This window comes from Tenacibaculum sp. UWU-22, from assembly GCF_041021355.1.
Classification (GTDB): Bacteria; Bacteroidota; Bacteroidia; order Flavobacteriales; family Flavobacteriaceae; genus Polaribacter.
This window is the reverse complement of record NZ_JBFNGP010000001.1, coordinates 921,620-937,972: the sequence shown is the minus strand read 5'-3', so window position 1 is coordinate 937,972 and position 16,353 is coordinate 921,620. Positions and strand designations below refer to the sequence as shown.

Here is a 16,353-nt window from a genome sequence, read left to right as displayed (position 1 = left end):
TCCGTGAAAAAATTAATTTTATTTATAATATGCTGTATTTCAGCAATTTCATTACAAGCTCAAAATGATGTAGATGCACTTTTAGCCGCTGGTGTAAAAGATGCCCAACGTTTCACCAACGATTATTTAAAACCAGGAACAAATGGATTAATGCATAGCATAAATGCCAACTGGTTTAACACTGCCGAAGTAAAACCCTTAGGCGGTTTTGAAGTTTCTATTGTTGCCAATGCCTCGATAATAAACAACAAAAAGAAACAATTTTTGCTAAATACTAACGATTACAATAATGTAAAGTTTGTAGAAGGTTCCGATTCACAAATGGTTGCCACTGCCTTAGGAAAAAATGACCCAGACATACTCGTAGAAATTACCTACGACGACCCTATTTTTGGTAAACAAACCGAACAAATTACATTACCTTCTGGAATTGGTTCAAGTAGCGGTAATTTATTACCTACTGCATTTATTCAAGGAGGGGTAGGTGTTAGCAAAGGCATTGAATTAAAAGCCCGCTTTGTTCCTAAAATTAAAACCGATGAGGTTTCTATAGGTATGTATGGTGCGGGATTACAGGTTGAAATTACCAAATGGTTGCCAGTCGATAAACTATTACCCATTTCTATTGCTGGTTTAGTAGCCTATACGCATTTAGATGCTAGTTACGATTTAACAAAATCTTCAGGAATTAGTGGCGAAAATCAACATTTAAAAAACAATACAAATACATGGTTGGTTCAATTAATTGCTTCAACAAAATTACCCGTTATAAATTTCTATGGTGGTATTGGTTACATTAGCGGAAAATCAGGATCTGATTTATTAGGTACTTATCGCGTTTCTAACGGAGTCTTAACTTCTGAAACTATTAAAGACCCTTTTTCCGTTTCAAGTGAAGTATCTGCTATAAGAGGAACTTTAGGCGCTAAATTAAAATTAGGTTTTTTTAGATTAAATGCTGAATATCACATGTCTGATTTTGACGCTTTCTCTCTAGGACTTGCTTTTGGGTTTAAATAAAAAATAATTTATGAAAAGATTTATACTAAAAACAATCTTGATACTATTTGTTGTATTGTTATTTCAAAATTGTGCCACAGGCAATAAGTATTTAAGTTCAGAAACATCAATTAGTGACGTCTCAAATTTAGACTATTTTGAACCTTACTCGTATATTCAATTGATAAAAAAAGGAAACAAAGCTCAATTAAATGATAGCTTATCAATAGAAACAAAAAACAAATTAGATTCTATAATTACATTCAATAAAAACTTATACAAAATAAAAAAGAAACTTAATATTAACGACGCATTAGTAAATAAAAAAATTGAAAATGAATTATCTTCATTAATTCAAACAGCTATTCAAAAAAGAAAGTTGAAAGGAATAAAATTAACTCCCGTAATTGATTCAGTGCTTGAATCAAAAAATCAAAGGTTTGCTCTAGGAATTGTTGCTACTGGGTTTGGTAGAAGAAAAGGCAATTATACAGGGCAAAGTGCTAAAGCAGTAGCTGTTGGAGTGTTAACTTTAGGATTGTTTGCACCAATTCCTATAAAATCAAATCTTTCGCTATACTCAATAATTGTTGATTCAGAAAAAAATGAAATCACATTTTATAAAAACACATTGCCCGTCGAAAAATCACCAGACGACCCCAATGTGATAAAAAAACAACTCGATAAACTTTTTCAAGGGTATTTGACACAAAAAAATAAGGGTCAATAAAATACTATTTTAACCATAAAAAAAGACTTCATATTTCTATGAAGTCTTTTTTCAAATTTGCTCCCCCTCTTGGGCTCGAACCAAGGACCCTCTGATTAACAGTCAGATGCTCTAACCAACTGAGCTAAGGAGGAATCTAACTAAAAAATTAATTAGCGAGTGCAAATATATAACGGATTTTTAACTTTGCAAATATTTTTTTTAAAAAATAAAGATATATCTTGATGTTCTATTTTTAAATTTAATTTCTTTATCGTGCAAAAGGAAGAACTGCTTGCTGTACTACGGTTACAAAAATCTAAGACCATTGGAGATGTTATTGCTAAAAAATTAATTACCGCAATTGGTAGCGCAGCACAAATATTTAAAGAAAAACCTACCGTTTTAGAAAAAATTAATGGTATAGGCACCCACACGATAAAACATCTTTTAAATACTAAAAACATTGATTTAGCCGAACAAGAACTCAACTATATTACGCAACAAAACATTAAATATTCTTATTTTTTTTCTGAAGATTATCCTGCTAATTTAAAACATTGTATCGATGCGCCTATTTTATTTTTTAAAGATGGTGCTATTGATTTTACAAACTCAAAAATTATCTCAATTGTAGGCACAAGAAATAGCACCCCATACGGACGAGATTTTTGCAATGAATTTGTGCATAATTTAAAACCCCATAATCCTATTATTGTAAGTGGTTTTGCCTATGGCATTGATATTTGTGCCCATAAAGCAGCTCTAGAAAACAACTTACAAACTGTTGCCGTTTTAGCACATGGTTTTGAACATATTTACCCTAAAGTACATAAAAAATACGTACATCAAATTAATAAAAACGGCGGATTTATTACCGAGTTTTGGTATAATGAAGCCCCTTTGAGAGAAAATTTTTTAAAACGAAATAGAATTGTAGCAGGCATTTCACAAGCTACTATAATTATTGAAAGTGGAGAAAAAGGAGGGGCCTTAGTTACTGCCGATATCGCAAACTCATATAACCGAGAAGTATTTGCTCTTGCAGGAAGAAGTACAGATCTTTATAGCAAAGGTTGCAATAACTTAATAAAAAACAATCAAGCCCATTTATTAACCTCTGCTAACGATTTGGTAAATATGTTAAATTGGGATATCACAAAAAAAACAATAGCTAAACAACAAAAATTAACAATAAACCTAAATTCTACCGAACAAAAAATATATTCTTTTTTACAACAGCAGGGCAAACAATTACACGATGTTATAGCATTGCATTGTAACATACCCAGTTATCAACTATCTGCTGTTTTATTAGAAATGGAATTAAAAGGGGTGGTAAAACCGCTTCCAGGAAAACAATTTGAAATTGTATAATTATAATTCTTATTTTTGATTAAAACATTACAACTCACCATGTCTTCTGAAGAAAAATTAATGTCGAAAAAAAAACCTGCGTTTCCTGTTAGTGCGCAGTTAAATGATTATTTAATCGAATATAGCCGAAATATAAAAATTCCTATTTTTTACGAAGACTTACTTCGCTTTCAAGGGTCTGTTGTAGTGTATGATAAAAACGATAAAGACACACTTTGGATACGAACCTATTATTCTGAATACGACCGTGCTGATATTGACCTATGCTTAAAAAAAGTTTATACCATTTTACATTCTGACGGAAATGAAGAATCCATTCCTTTTTTAAGTATCGATGCTATTGACTACTGTACCTTTGGCAATTCAAAACCATTTCGAATAAAAGTTCGTAATGTTTTAAATGACAACTACACCTACTTTTACATTAAAAAAACCGATGCTTCTCGTATATATGGTCTAGAACTAGAACACATTTTATCGCCTTATAACCTTAACTTTTTAGTATATAAAGACACCTTAATTGAAGAGCATATTGCAGGCATACCCGGAGATGTTTTTATCAAAGAAAAATTACACGATTGCAACGAATCAGAAAAATCGCAAATAGCTAAAGAATTTGTAAAATTTAACGAGCGATGTATGATTCGTTTATTAGGCGATATGCGCTCGTATAATTATGTAATTGTTCCTGTACACGATTTTGACCATGTTGTGTATAAAATTAGAGCTATTGATTTTGATCAACAATCTTACGAAGGAAAATTTAAAGTGTATTATCCTCAGTTTTTTAAAGAAAATAACCCAATGGTATCTTTGGTAGGTAAAAAACTACAAAAAAGCTCTATAGAGCAGTATAAATTAGAAGAACGATCTATTGTAGCAAAACGTATTTTAAGTTCTTTAGACAGAATTACAGAGCTTATCGACTGTATGAAAAACGACACATTATCAATACCAGAAAACATAACGCTTTTAAAACATCAAATTTACGATTTTACTCGTGATGTTGAATTTAAAAGATGCCAAAATATGGGTGAAATTGTAGCTACAGCACTAGATTTTGTAAAACGAAATTACGAAACCGTAAACACCAAAAAACTTGCCTAACGGGTAACTTTTACAAAAGTACTTTAGTTAGTTATAGACTGCTTTTTAAATAATAAATCGAAAAAAGACGGTCTATTTATATACTTTGCAAGGTTTGTAAAGCCGTTTCTACCGAATCTATTTTTATAAATGTTATTAATAATCGCAATCCTTTTTTAGTTTGCTTTTCTTTTAACACACATGTTTTGGGGTGCTGTTGTACAAATTGTAGTACATTAGAAAACGCATTTGTCTGATAAAAATCACTTTGTTGGTCAGCGATAAAATAACCAATCATTCGTTTTCGTTTTAAAACCACTTTTTCTAAACCAAACTTTTTTGCTAACCATTTTATACGTACACTGTTTAAAAGATCTGTAACTTGAATGGGCAAATCTCCAAACCTATCAATAAGCTCATTTTTATACGTAACAAGTTCTTCTTCTGTATTTAAATCGGCTAATTTACTATACAATCGCAACCTTTCGGTTATTGAAGACACATACTGATCTGGAAAAAGAATTTCAAAATCAGTATCAATTTGAACATCTTTTACATATACTTTAGTAGTCGATTTTTGATTGGTATTATACAGCTCTTTAAACTCGTTTTCTTTTAATTCTTCAATGGTTTCTTGTAATATTTTTTGATACGTTTCAAACCCCATATCATTAATAAATCCACTTTGTTCACCTCCTAATAAATCTCCAGCTCCTCTAATTTCTAAATCTTTCATCGCAATGTTTAATCCACTACCTAAATCTGAAAACAACTCTAAAGCCTGTATGCGTTTTCGAGCATCTTCTGTCATCATATGGTAAGGAGGGGTAATAAAATAGCAAAAAGCTTTTTTATTAGAGCGTCCTACCCGCCCGCGTATTTGATGTAAATCAGACAAGCCAAAATTATTAGCATGGTTTACAAAAATAGTATTTGCATTAGGCACATCTAATCCACTTTCTACAATCGTGGTAGAAACCAACACATCAAATTCATTATTCATAAAGGCAAGCATTAATTTTTCTAGCTTTTTACCTTCCATTTGTCCATGACCAATTGCTATTTTTGCCGATGGAAGCAATCGTTGTAACAAGCCAGCAACCTCTTTTATATTTTCAATTCTGTTATGTATAAAAAACACTTGCCCGCCACGAGAAATTTCGTATGAAATAGCATCTCTAATAATTTCTTCAGAAAAACGAATTACATTTGTTTCAATTGGATGACGATTTGGCGGAGGGGTTTTTATAACTGATAAATCTCGAGCCGCCATTAAACTAAATTGTAACGTTCTTGGAATCGGTGTAGCGGTTAAGGTTAAAGTATCTACACTTTCTTTTATCGTTTTTAATTTATCTTTTACAGCTACGCCAAATTTTTGTTCTTCATCAATAATTAACAAGCCTAAATCTTTAAATGCAATGTTTTTATTGGTTAATTGATGCGTGCCTATTACAATATCGACTGTTCCGTTATCTAACCCTTCTAAAACCAATTTTCGCTCTTTTGCGGTTCTAAATCTATTTAGATAATCAACCGTTACCGGAAACTGTTTTAACCGCTCTGTAAAGGTTTTAAAGTGTTGAAAAGCCAAAATTGTAGTCGGCACTAAAACAGCAACCTGTTTACCATTTTCAACAGCTTTAAATGCGGCACGAATGGCTACCTCGGTTTTACCAAACCCCACATCGCCACATACCAAACGATCCATGGGTTGTTCTTTTTCCATGTCTGCTTTTACCTCTTGCGTGGCCGTAGATTGATCGGGAGTATCTTCGTATAAAAAACTAGCCTCTAACTCATATTGCATATAAGTATCTGGCGCAAATGAAAACCCTTTTTGCAGCTTTCTTTTTGCATATAATTGAATTAAGTCAAAAGCTATTTGTTTTACACGTGCTTTTGTTTTTTGTTTAATTTTTTTCCAAGCTCCTGAGCCTAATTTGTATATTTTAGGTGGTTTACCATCTTTATCATTATACTTAGAAATTTTATGTAACGAGTATATACTTACATATAAAATATCTCTATCGCCATATATTAATTTAATAGCCTCTTGTTTTTTTCCTTCAACAGCTATTTTTTGAAGCCCTCCAAATTTTCCAATCCCATGGTCTATATGTGTAACGTAATCGCCAATTTTTAGGGTGTTAAGCTCTTTTAAAGTAATGGCTTGTTTTTTAGCGTATCCGTTTTTTAATCGAAATTTATAATATCGCTCAAATATTTGATGATCTGTATAACAAACTATTTGTTGGTCTAAATCTATAAACCCTTGGTATAAAGGAAAAACAATTGTTTCGTAACAAACTGTAGCAGCAATATCATTAAATATATCGTGAAAGCGTTGTGCTTGTTGGTCGTTTGAACAAAAAATATAATTTTTATACCCGTTTTGATAATGTGTTTTTAAATCGTCTATTAATAAATCAAATTGTTTATTAAAAGAGGGTTGGGGTTTTATATTATACGAAATAACAGACTGTACAGGTTTTTCCTCTTGTATTTCTTGGTTTTGTTTGCTGCTAGATTTTTTGTTATCAAGATAAGCTAATGTAAAATTTTGTAACTGATTTTTAATAAGCTCTCCATTACAAAACAACGAAGAAGGTGTTGCGTGTTTTATTTCGGATGATAATTTGCTAAACGCTTCTTCAGCCTTGTTAAATAACTTATCTAAAATGTCTGTTAAAACATCTACATTTCTCATAAAAATAACCGTTTTAGAAGAAATATAGTTTAAAAAGTTTTCTCGATTTTTATCTTGTGTAAAAACAAAAGACTCTTGCTGCATTTTATTTTCCACATTCGGCATAATGGTTGCCTTTTTTAGCTTAGAAACTGAAAGTTGTGTTTCTACATCGAAAGTTCGAATACTATCAATTTCATCGCCAAAAAAATCTATTCGATAGGGTTCTTCATTAGAAAAAGAAAAAACATCAATAATACCTCCTCTAACTGAAAATTCGCCAGGTTCACTTACAAAATCTACTCGGTTAAATTGATAATCGAAAAGTGTTTTGTTAACAACATCAAGCGATAAATGCTCGCCTACAGCTAGTTTTAAAGTGCTTTTTTCAAGTTCTTTCTTAGTAACCACTTTTTCAAATAAAGCCGCGGCATAGGTTACAATAATGGCTGGTTTTTTTCTAGAATTTATTCGGTTTAAAACCTCTGAACGCAATAAAACATTTGCATTGTCTATTTCTTCTATTTGATAAGGTCTACGATACGACCCAGGATAAAAAAGCACATTATCTTGACCCAACAATTGTTCTAAATCATTTAAGTAATAGGCCGCTTGTTCTTTTTCATTAAAAATTAATAAATATGGCTTATCTGCTTTTTTAAAAGTTTCAGCAATAACAAAAGACAATGAAGACCCAACCAAATTTTCAATTTGAAAATGGTTTTTCTCTAATTGTAATTGCGCTAAAATTTGTTTAGTTTTATTTGATTTTTGGTAGTGGTCTACAATTGTTTGTTTACTCAACTTTACGGCTTTTCAGCAAAAGTAAAACAATAATTATTATCGTGTAAATTTTGTGACTTTTTTTAAAATTTTGCTTCAAAATATCGTAACTAATTTTATATTTACATTTCAACAAAACATAAAAACTATGTCAATATCAGATTTATATTCAAGCGGAAAACACAAACAAGAAATTGGTCATTTTGCCAGTATTGTAAAAATTGCTAAAAGCGATAATGTTATTACAGATGGAGAACAAAAATTATTAGAGAAAGCTGCAAAAAGATTAAATATAGGTCAAGAAGAGTATTCTAAAATTTTAGAAAAACCCGAAAATTTTCCTGTAAACCCTCCTGTAAGCTACGACGAAAGAATTGAGCGTTTATACTTGCTAACAAAAATGGTTTTTGCCGATGATAGTGTTACTAAAGAAGAGGTTGCTTTGTTAAGAAAAATAGCCATTGGCTTACATTTTTCTAACGATAATGTAGAAAAAGTTTGTGATGAGGCTATCCATTTAGTAATGAACGACAATGATTTAGATAGTTTTATTTCTGCAATAAAAAAAGTAGATAGTATATAAATTTTTGTATCATTATATAATAAAAAAACTAAATTTTAGTTATTTAGTACAAACCGTTTGTTAACGTATTATTTATGCAAAAAGCATTTTTAACCATCGGCATTCTCTTTATATCTTATTTTGTAAGTGCACAAAACAATAAAAATGTTTGGCAAATAGGAATGGGTATGGCTGCGGTTAAATTTGCTAAAAGTGATGTTTCATATATTGGCGACCAATACCTATTTCAAATACCACGATTTAATCTTACCGTACCTATTAATGAGCGTTTATCAGCAGATGCCGCGTTGTCTTTTAATACCATTAAAGATATTTTTTTAATAAGTAATAGTATTCGGTATTTTTCTGTGGACGCTTCTGTTCGTTATAATTTTAATGAGTTGAGCATGCAAAGTGGTTTTTTTCCTTTTGCATTTGTAGGGGGAAGTATTGTTGGTTCTGAACGAAAAATGAGCCCTACAATTAATTTTGGAGGGGGAATAACCTATTGGTTTAAAGAAAATTGGGGTGTTAGCTCTCAATTATATTATAAATATTCCCTAGAAAGCTATGAAAGTATGCGCTCGCATATTCAAGGTACTTTAGGGATTGTTTATAATTTAGATTTTGGAAGATCTAATCTTCCGTGCGACCATTAATCTTGCCTTTTTATAACGTCGCTATTGCTTGCTGTATTCTTTTAATGGTTTCTGGTTTACCTATCTGCTCCATAATATCAAATAAATGAGGTCCTTTCATGGCGCCTACTAAACTTAATCGAAGCGGCTGCATAACTTTACCAAAACCTATTTCTTTGTCATTAATCCACTGTTTTATAAGTGTTTCGGTATTACTAGATGAAAAATCTTGAATCGGTGTAATTACGTTTATCAATTCGGTCATCAATACACTCGTTTCTGGTTTCCAATTTTTACGCGCGGCTTTTTCATCGTAAGTATTCGGAGCTATGAAGAAAAAACTAGATAAATCCCAAAAATCAGCAACAAAAACAGCCCGTTCTTTAATTAACGACACCACTTTTTCAACATATGCTTTGTTGGTTAACACTTTTTTTTCTTCTAAAATAGGCAAATATAAATCCGCCAATTCATCATTTGGTTTCCGTTGTAAATACTGTTGATTAAACCATTTGGTTTTATCAGGACTAAATTTTGCACCCGATTTACTAACTCTTTTTAAGCTAAATGCTTGTATTAACTCTTCTAATGAAAAAAGCTCTTGCTCGGTTCCTGGATTCCACCCCAATAAGGCTAGCATATTTATAAATGCTTCAGGAAAATAACCGTCTTCTCGATAGCCTCTAGAAACCTCTCCCGTAACTTCATTGGTATATGACAACGGAAAAACAGGAAATCCTAATTTATCACCATCGCGTTTGCTTAATTTCCCTTTTCCAGCAGGTTTTAAAATTAAAGGAAGGTGGGCAAATTTGGGCGCTTGCCATTCAAAAGCACGATAGAGTAAAAGATGCAATGGCATTGAGGGCAACCACTCTTCGCCACGAATTACATGAGTAATTTTCATTAAATAATCGTCAACAATATTAGCTAAGTGGTAGGTAGGCATTCCGTCTGACTTAAATAATACTTTATCATCTAAAATATTTGTATCAATTTTAATTTCGCCTCTGATTTCATCGTGCATAAGCAAGGTTTCATTTTGAGGCGTTTTAAAACGAACTACATATTTTTCACCAGCATCAATTTTAGCCTGTACTTCATTTGCCGAAAGAGATAATGAATTGTTTAATTTTTCTCTATTATGCCAATTATAGATAAATGTTTTGCCTTTTTCTTCGTGGTTTTTTCTGTGTAAATCTAACGATTCGGCTGTATCAAAGGCATAATATGCCCAACCGCTTTTAATTAATTTATCGGCATATTTTTTATATAGTTCTTTACGTTCTGATTGTTTATACGGGCCATATTTTTCGTTTTTACCTGGACCTTCATCAAATAAAATGTTACACCATTGTAAAGCGTCAATAATATACTGTTCAGCATTAGCAACATAACGAGTTTGATCGGTATCTTCTATCCGAAGAATAAAGGTTCCTTTATGTTTTTTAGCAAATAAATAATTAAATAAAGCCGTTCTAACCCCACCGATGTGCAAAGGGCCTGTTGGGCTAGGAGCAAAACGAACGCGAACTGTATCTTCCATTATTTTAATTTTGAAGTGGCAAAGATAGTTTTTATCTATAAAAAGACCTTATCAATTTTTATGGTTCACTGTATTCTATTAATATGTTTTTGTATTTTTATTGTTTTATATATGGAACAATATCAAAAAATAAACGAAAAACTACATCAGTTTACGCGTAAATATTATACCAACGAACTAATAAAAGGCAGCATTTTATTTCTTTCATTAGGGTTGCTATATTTATTTTTTACCTTGTTTATCGAATATTTTTTATGGTTAAAACCAACGGCTAGAACCATACTTTTTTGGCTATTTATACTAACTGAACTTGGTTTATTAATTCGGTTTATTTGTTTTCCTATTTTTAAATTAATGGGTTTGCAAAAAGGAATTTCTTTAGAAGAATCTTCAAAAATTATTGGCAATCATTTTCCAGAGGTAAAAGACAAATTGTTAAATGTACTTCAACTAAAAAAAAATGCCAGTCAATCAGATTTATTATTGGCAAGTATTGCACAAAAATCAAGAGAGTTACAACCTATCCCTTTTACAAAAGCTGTTGATTTTAGTAAAAACAAAAAATATATTCCGTATATTCTAGTCCCTATTTTTATTTGGTTGCTCACCTTTTTTACTGGTAAAAATACAGCCCTAACTAAAAGTTTAGACCGTGTGGTACATTATCGAACCGCTTATACGCCTCCAGCTCCTTTTTCTTTTTTTTTAAAAGATGAAAATTTAACGGTTATTCAAGGTAAACCACTTACTGTTTTTATAGAAACTAAAGGAAACGTAATACCCGAAGAAGCAAAAATTTATTTTAATAATCAACACTACTATTTAAAAAATAACGGCGGCGGTTTGTTTTCATACACATTTGCCGAAGTAAACAACCCCATTAATTTTTATGTAGAAGCAAACGGAATTCAATCAAAAAATTATTTAGTAAACGTAATTAAAACACCAACTATTCAAGAGGTAAAAATGCGGTTACTATACCCCAAATATATTAACAAACCAAATGATTTAATACTTAGTACAGGCAATACAACCATTCCGCAAGGAACAAATATTGAATGGATTGTAAAAACAAAACAAACCGATTCGGTTGCATTTATTAATAAAGAAAAACGCTCTTTTTTTAATAAAAAAGAAGAAAACATATTTAATTACAGAAAAAAAATACTTCAAAACACAAACTATACTATTGCCTCATCGAACAAAAAGATAAAAGATTTTGAACAATTACAATACTCCATAAATGTAATACCCGATGAATACCCTAGTATTACCGTAAAATCTAATATAGATAGCATTTCTAGAGGGCCTGCACAATTTGCAGGGCAAATCGCTGATGATTATGGTATTGAAAAATTAGAGCTGGTATATTACAACGAAAATAGCCCACAGCTACAACAAACGTATAATTTACCTATACACAAAAAAAATATTCAATCTTTCTTTTATCAATTTCCAGACGGATTAAACTTACAAGAGGGTATTAATTACCAATTGTTTTTTCAAGTATATGATAACGATCGGGTTAATGGCAGTAAAAAAACAACAAGCAAAAAGTTTTCTTATCGCCAAAAAACAACACAAGAAATAGATGAAGAATTATTAAAAGAACAAAAAAATGTTATTAATGATTTGCAAAACTCACTTGAACAACAACAACAAAATAAAGAAAAATTAGAGAAAATTCAGTTTGATTTACAAAATAAAAAGAATGCTAATTGGACCGATCAAAAAAAAATTGAAAGCTTTATAAAACGTCAAGAACAATATAAAAACATGATGGAGCGTCAAACCGAAAAATTAAAAGAAAATTTTGACAAAAAAGACGACCCTACCGAAAAGTTAACGCAAAAAAAAGACGAGCTGAAAAACAGAATAGATGAACTTAAAAAAATTGAAAAACAAGAAAAGTTGTTAGACGAACTGCGTAAAATGGCTGAAAAATTAGACAAAGAAAATTTAATAAAAAAAGCCAAAGAGCTATCGCAACAAAACAAACAACAAGAACGAAGTTTAGAGCGAATATTAGAACTCACCAAGCGCTTTTACGTAGAGCAAAAAATGAACCAACTCGCCAATAAATTAGACGAATTGGCTAAAAAACAAGATGAGCTTGCCAAAAAAAACACCTCGTCTGAAGAGCAAGAAAAACTAAACAAAGAATTTGAAAAAACTAAAGAAGATTTTGAAAAATTAAAACAAGATAACGAAAAATTAAAAGAGCCTATGAATATTCCAGAAATGGAAGATTTACAAAAAGAAACGGAAGATGAGCTTAATAAAGCACAAGAAAATTTAGATCAACAAAACCAATCGCAAGCAAAAGAAAATCAAAAAAATGCTTCGAAAAAAATGAAGCAAATGAAGGGTAAAATGCAAATGGCAATGCAAATGATGAGCGCCCAAGAACAAGAAGAAAACATAGACGATTTAAGACAAATTTTAGAAAACCTTGTTACTTTTTCTTTTGATCAAGAAAATTTAATGACTGTTTTTAGCCACCTATCTGCATCTCATCCTAATTATGGTAAAAGCTTACAACAACAGCATATTTTAAAAACCTATTTTGAACACATCGATGATAGTTTGTTTGTTCTTTCGATGCGCTTGCCAAAAATTACCTCTAAAATTCAAGATCAATTAGCTATTGCGCATTATAATTTAGACCAATCGTTAGATAATTTTTCAGAAAATCTTTTCCCTAGTGGCATTTCTAACCAACGTTATGTAATGACTGCTGCCAATACACTTGCCAATATGTTAAGTAATACCTTAGATCAAATGCAAAATATGACAATGTCTAATTCGGGAAGTGGAAAAAAAGGGGAAAAAAAAGAGTTTAGTTTGCCTGATATTATTGAAAAACAAGGCGATTTGTTAAAACAAATGGAACAAGACCTAAAAAAAGGTAATGACGGTAAACCTAAAGAAGGAGAAGATGGTAAAAAAGAAGGAAAAAAAGGAGATAATAGCGAACAATCAAACGAAAAAACATACGAAATCTATAAAAAACAAGCCCAATTACGACAACAATTAGAAGATATTATAAAGCAAAATGAAGGAGGTACAAAAGAAGCTATAAAGGCTATAAAAGAGATGGAAGAATTGGAAAACCAAATCTTAGAAAAAGGACTTACCAAACAAATTGTTGAAAAAATGAAAAGGCTCAATTATCAATTATTAAAATTAGATAAAGCAGCCTTTGAACAAGGAGAAGAACAAAAGCGAAAATCGAATACCAATACCAAAAAATATCAAAAAAATACGGCTAAAGAGCTAATATTTAAAAAGTTGTTTTATAATGAAACAGAAATTTTAAACAGACAATCATTACCTTTGCGCCAAAATTATAAAAAAAAGGTGCAAGAATATTTTTCTGTACCTGAAGAACATAAAAAACAATGATACATTTTAATTACGAAATAGACTTTACGCTTTCTAATGAAGAAAACACTAAAACTTGGATTTCAAATTGTATCAAAAACAACCAATTCGAAATTGGTGAGATTAATTATATTTTTTGTGATGATGCTTATTTACACAAATTAAATGTTGAGTTTTTACAACACGATACCCTTACCGATATTATTAGTTTTGATTACACAATGGGTAAGCTTATTAGTGGTGATATTTATATTTCTGTTGAAAGGGTAGAAGAAAATGCTAGCCTTTTTAATGTTTCTTTTACCAATGAATTACACCGAGTAATCATTCATGGAATTTTACATTATATGGGTTTAAAAGACAAAACTGAAGCAGAAAAAAAGCAAATGAGAAATAAAGAAAACGAATGTTTAAGTTTTTTAAACATTTGATTTTCAACTACTTAAATAAAAGTTTCACGTGAAACATAAAATGCATTAATTATTTTTTAAAACCGTAGAAGAATGAGTTTGTTTACAACAATCTATGATGTTATAGTCGTTGGTGGCGGTCATGCAGGAAGTGAAGCTGCTGCTGCAAGTGCCAACATGGGGGCACAAACCTTATTAATTACAATGAATTTGCAAAATATTGCGCAAATGAGTTGTAATCCCGCTATGGGCGGAATAGCAAAAGGACAAATTGTTAGAGAAATTGATGCTCTTGGTGGTTATAGCGGTATAGTAACCGACAAAACAGCGATACAGTTTAAAATGCTTAATAAATCTAAAGGGCCTGCCATGTGGAGTCCAAGAGCGCAATCGGACAGAATGCAATTTGCCGAAACTTGGAGAAACCTATTAGAACAAACACCTAATTTAGACTTTTATCAAGACTCCGTAAACGGACTTCTTTTTGAAAAAAACAAAATAATTGGTGTAAAAACAAGCTTAGGATTAGAAATAAAAGCAAAAGCTGTAATTGTTACCGCAGGTACTTTTTTAAATGGATTAATACATATTGGCGAAAAAACATTTGGTGGGGGTAGAGCTGGTGAAAGAGCTTCAACAGGTATTACCGAAGATTTGGTTGCTAAAGGTTTTGAACATGGTCGAATGAAAACAGGTACACCACCAAGAGTAGATGGTAGATCGTTAGATTATAGTAAAATGACCGAACAGCCTGGAGATTCAAATCCAGAAAAATTTTCATATCTGCCGATAACTCAGCCGTTAGAAAAGCAACGCTCTTGTTATTTAACCTATACTAATAACGAAGTACACCGTTTACTACGCGAAGGTTTTGATAGATCGCCTATGTTTAACGGTAGAATACAATCTACCGGGCCTAGATATTGCCCTTCTATAGAAGATAAAATAGATCGTTTTGCCACTAAAGAACGCCATCAAATATTTGTAGAGCCAGAAGGTTGGAATACTGTAGAAACCTATGTAAACGGATTTTCAACGTCTTTACCTGAAGACATTCAAGACAAAGCTATTCGATTAATACCTGGTTTTGAAAACGTAAAATTCTTTAGATATGGTTATGCTATAGAATATGATTATTTTCCTCCCACTCAATTAAAACATAACTTAGAAACGAAATTAATTAATAACTTATTTTTTGCAGGACAAATAAATGGCACAACAGGTTATGAAGAAGCTGCTGCACAAGGATTAATGGCTGGTATAAATGCCGCATTAAAAGTTAACGAAAAAGATCCGTTTATATTAAAAAGAAGTGAAGCTTATATTGGTGTTTTAATAGATGATTTAATTACAAAAGGCACAGAAGAGCCTTATAGAATGTTTACCTCAAGGGCAGAATATAGAACGCTCTTACGTCAAGACAATGCCGATTTACGGTTAACTAAAAAAGCTTTTGCCCTTGGATTAGCATCAAAAGAACGTATGGATCTTGTTTTAGAAAAACAAGAAAAAACAGAAAAACTACTATCGTTTATTAAAAATTTAAGTGTAAGTAAAGAAGAGGTAAACCCTATTTTAGAAGCTAAAAATTTAGCCACAATAAACCAATCTATGAAGCTTATAAAAATTGCTTCAAGACCTCAATTAGCATTTATAGATTTTAGAGCAATTGACAAACTAGAGCAATTTATTTCTGAACACAAAATAAATAATGAAGTTATTGAACAGGCTGAAATTTATATAAAATATGCAGGATATATAGAAAAAGAAAAAAACAATGCCGATAAATTAAATCGCTTAGAAAACGTTCCAATACCATCAAATTTCAACTATTCAAAAGTAAAATCATTATCATATGAGGCTCGAGAAAAACTAAGCAAAATACAACCTGTGTCCATATCACAAGCAAGTAGAATAAGTGGTGTATCACCTAGTGATATTTCGGTTCTTTTAGTATATATGGGTAGATAAAGCAAAAATGTTCCTCGTGGAACACTGTTGTAAAAACATAAAAAACAAACAGTGTTCCACGAGGAACATTTTTATAAAAAAGAAACCACAACATAATAATACAGGTAAACTGTAAATATTTTTTTGAATTTATGCCTTCATAAAAAGTAAAATAAAAAATAAAAAACATTTATAAAAACGAATGTGTTTAATGTTTAAA

The 16,353-nt window shown here is 31.1% G+C and carries 11 protein-coding genes and 1 tRNA gene; 9 read left to right on the top strand and 3 right to left on the bottom strand.

The window, feature by feature from the left end; genetic code table 11:
- Positions 1-3 precede the first annotated feature (3 nt).
- The gene (locus AB2B44_RS04185) at positions 4-1,020 is read left to right on the top strand and encodes a DUF6588 family protein (RefSeq protein ID WP_369048289.1); all 1,017 of its coding nucleotides are present in this window, start codon (positions 4-6) and stop codon (positions 1,018-1,020) included.
- 10 nt (positions 1,021-1,030) lie between these two features.
- The gene (locus tag AB2B44_RS04180) at positions 1,031-1,729 is read left to right on the top strand and encodes a hypothetical protein (protein ID WP_369048288.1); all 699 of its coding nucleotides are present in this window, start codon (positions 1,031-1,033) and stop codon (positions 1,727-1,729) included.
- A gap of 60 nt (positions 1,730-1,789) precedes the next feature.
- On the opposite strand, the gene AB2B44_RS04175 is transcribed toward AB2B44_RS04180, so the two are convergent.
- Positions 1,790-1,863, bottom strand: a tRNA-Asn gene (locus AB2B44_RS04175).
- 121 nt (positions 1,864-1,984) lie between these two features.
- On the opposite strand from AB2B44_RS04175, the gene dprA reads away from it, so the two are divergent.
- Both dprA and AB2B44_RS04165 read left to right on the top strand, forming a co-directional pair.
- On the top strand, positions 1,985-3,085 hold the full coding sequence (gene dprA, locus AB2B44_RS04170; protein ID WP_369048287.1) for a DNA-processing protein DprA: 1,101 nt from the start codon (positions 1,985-1,987) through the stop codon (positions 3,083-3,085).
- 39 nt (positions 3,086-3,124) lie between these two features.
- A complete protein-coding gene (locus AB2B44_RS04165) occupies positions 3,125-4,192 on the top strand; it encodes a hypothetical protein (protein WP_369048526.1) in 1,068 nt (355 codons plus the stop codon).
- A 76-nt stretch (positions 4,193-4,268) separates the two neighbouring features.
- Here AB2B44_RS04165 and mfd read toward each other — a convergent pair whose 3' ends face one another.
- Positions 4,269-7,664: a transcription-repair coupling factor gene (gene mfd / locus AB2B44_RS04160; protein ID WP_369048286.1), complete on the bottom strand. Its 3,396-nt coding sequence runs from the start codon at positions 7,662-7,664 to the stop codon at positions 4,269-4,271.
- 127 nt (positions 7,665-7,791) lie between these two features.
- Here mfd and AB2B44_RS04155 point away from each other — a divergent pair, with 127 nt between their 5' ends.
- Together AB2B44_RS04155 and AB2B44_RS04150 are read left to right on the top strand one after the other, a co-directional pair.
- Positions 7,792-8,226 (top strand): TerB family tellurite resistance protein, encoded by a 435-nt coding sequence (locus AB2B44_RS04155; protein ID WP_369048285.1) that lies wholly within the window; start codon positions 7,792-7,794, stop codon positions 8,224-8,226.
- 74 nt (positions 8,227-8,300) lie between these two features.
- The gene (locus tag AB2B44_RS04150) at positions 8,301-8,864 is read left to right on the top strand and encodes a hypothetical protein (RefSeq protein WP_369048284.1); all 564 of its coding nucleotides are present in this window, start codon (positions 8,301-8,303) and stop codon (positions 8,862-8,864) included.
- A 10-nt stretch (positions 8,865-8,874) separates the two neighbouring features.
- Here AB2B44_RS04150 and gltX read toward each other — a convergent pair whose 3' ends face one another.
- Positions 8,875-10,389: a glutamate--tRNA ligase gene (gene gltX / locus AB2B44_RS04145; RefSeq protein ID WP_369048283.1), complete on the bottom strand. Its 1,515-nt coding sequence runs from the start codon at positions 10,387-10,389 to the stop codon at positions 8,875-8,877.
- A gap of 111 nt (positions 10,390-10,500) precedes the next feature.
- Here gltX and AB2B44_RS04140 point away from each other — a divergent pair, with 111 nt between their 5' ends.
- The 3 genes from AB2B44_RS04140 (at position 10,501) to mnmG (ending at position 16,154) form a co-directional block, all read left to right on the top strand.
- Positions 10,501-13,794, top strand: a complete 3,294-nt coding sequence (locus AB2B44_RS04140) for a DUF4175 family protein (protein ID WP_369048282.1) — start codon at positions 10,501-10,503, stop codon at positions 13,792-13,794.
- Positions 13,791-14,204 carry an rRNA maturation RNase YbeY gene (gene ybeY / locus AB2B44_RS04135; protein ID WP_369048281.1) on the top strand — a complete coding sequence of 138 codons (414 nt, stop codon included), beginning with the start codon at positions 13,791-13,793 and terminating at the stop codon, positions 14,202-14,204. The genes AB2B44_RS04140 and ybeY overlap by 4 nt, the downstream gene beginning before the upstream one ends.
- Before the next feature lie 72 nt (positions 14,205-14,276).
- Positions 14,277-16,154 (top strand): tRNA uridine-5-carboxymethylaminomethyl(34) synthesis enzyme MnmG, encoded by a 1,878-nt coding sequence (mnmG, locus tag AB2B44_RS04130; protein ID WP_369048280.1) that lies wholly within the window; start codon positions 14,277-14,279, stop codon positions 16,152-16,154.
- Positions 16,155-16,353: the final 199 nt, after the last annotated feature.

Bases quoted from the DNA above. Each gene is read 5' to 3' on its own strand.
- ybeY (WP_369048281.1), top strand. From the start codon at position 13,791: ATGATACATTTTAATTACGAAATAGACTTTACGCTTTCTAATGAAGAA.
- gltX (WP_369048283.1), bottom strand. From the start codon at position 10,389: ATGGAAGATACAGTTCGCGTTCGTTTTGCTCCTAGCCCAACAGGCCCT.
- AB2B44_RS04165 (WP_369048526.1), top strand. From the start codon at position 3,125: ATGTCTTCTGAAGAAAAATTAATGTCGAAAAAAAAACCTGCGTTTCCT.
- AB2B44_RS04150 (WP_369048284.1), top strand. From the start codon at position 8,301: ATGCAAAAAGCATTTTTAACCATCGGCATTCTCTTTATATCTTATTTT.
- AB2B44_RS04140 (WP_369048282.1), top strand. From the start codon at position 10,501: ATGGAACAATATCAAAAAATAAACGAAAAACTACATCAGTTTACGCGT.
- AB2B44_RS04155 (WP_369048285.1), top strand. From the start codon at position 7,792: ATGTCAATATCAGATTTATATTCAAGCGGAAAACACAAACAAGAAATT.
- mnmG (WP_369048280.1), top strand. From the start codon at position 14,277: ATGAGTTTGTTTACAACAATCTATGATGTTATAGTCGTTGGTGGCGGT.
- AB2B44_RS04180 (WP_369048288.1), top strand. From the start codon at position 1,031: ATGAAAAGATTTATACTAAAAACAATCTTGATACTATTTGTTGTATTG.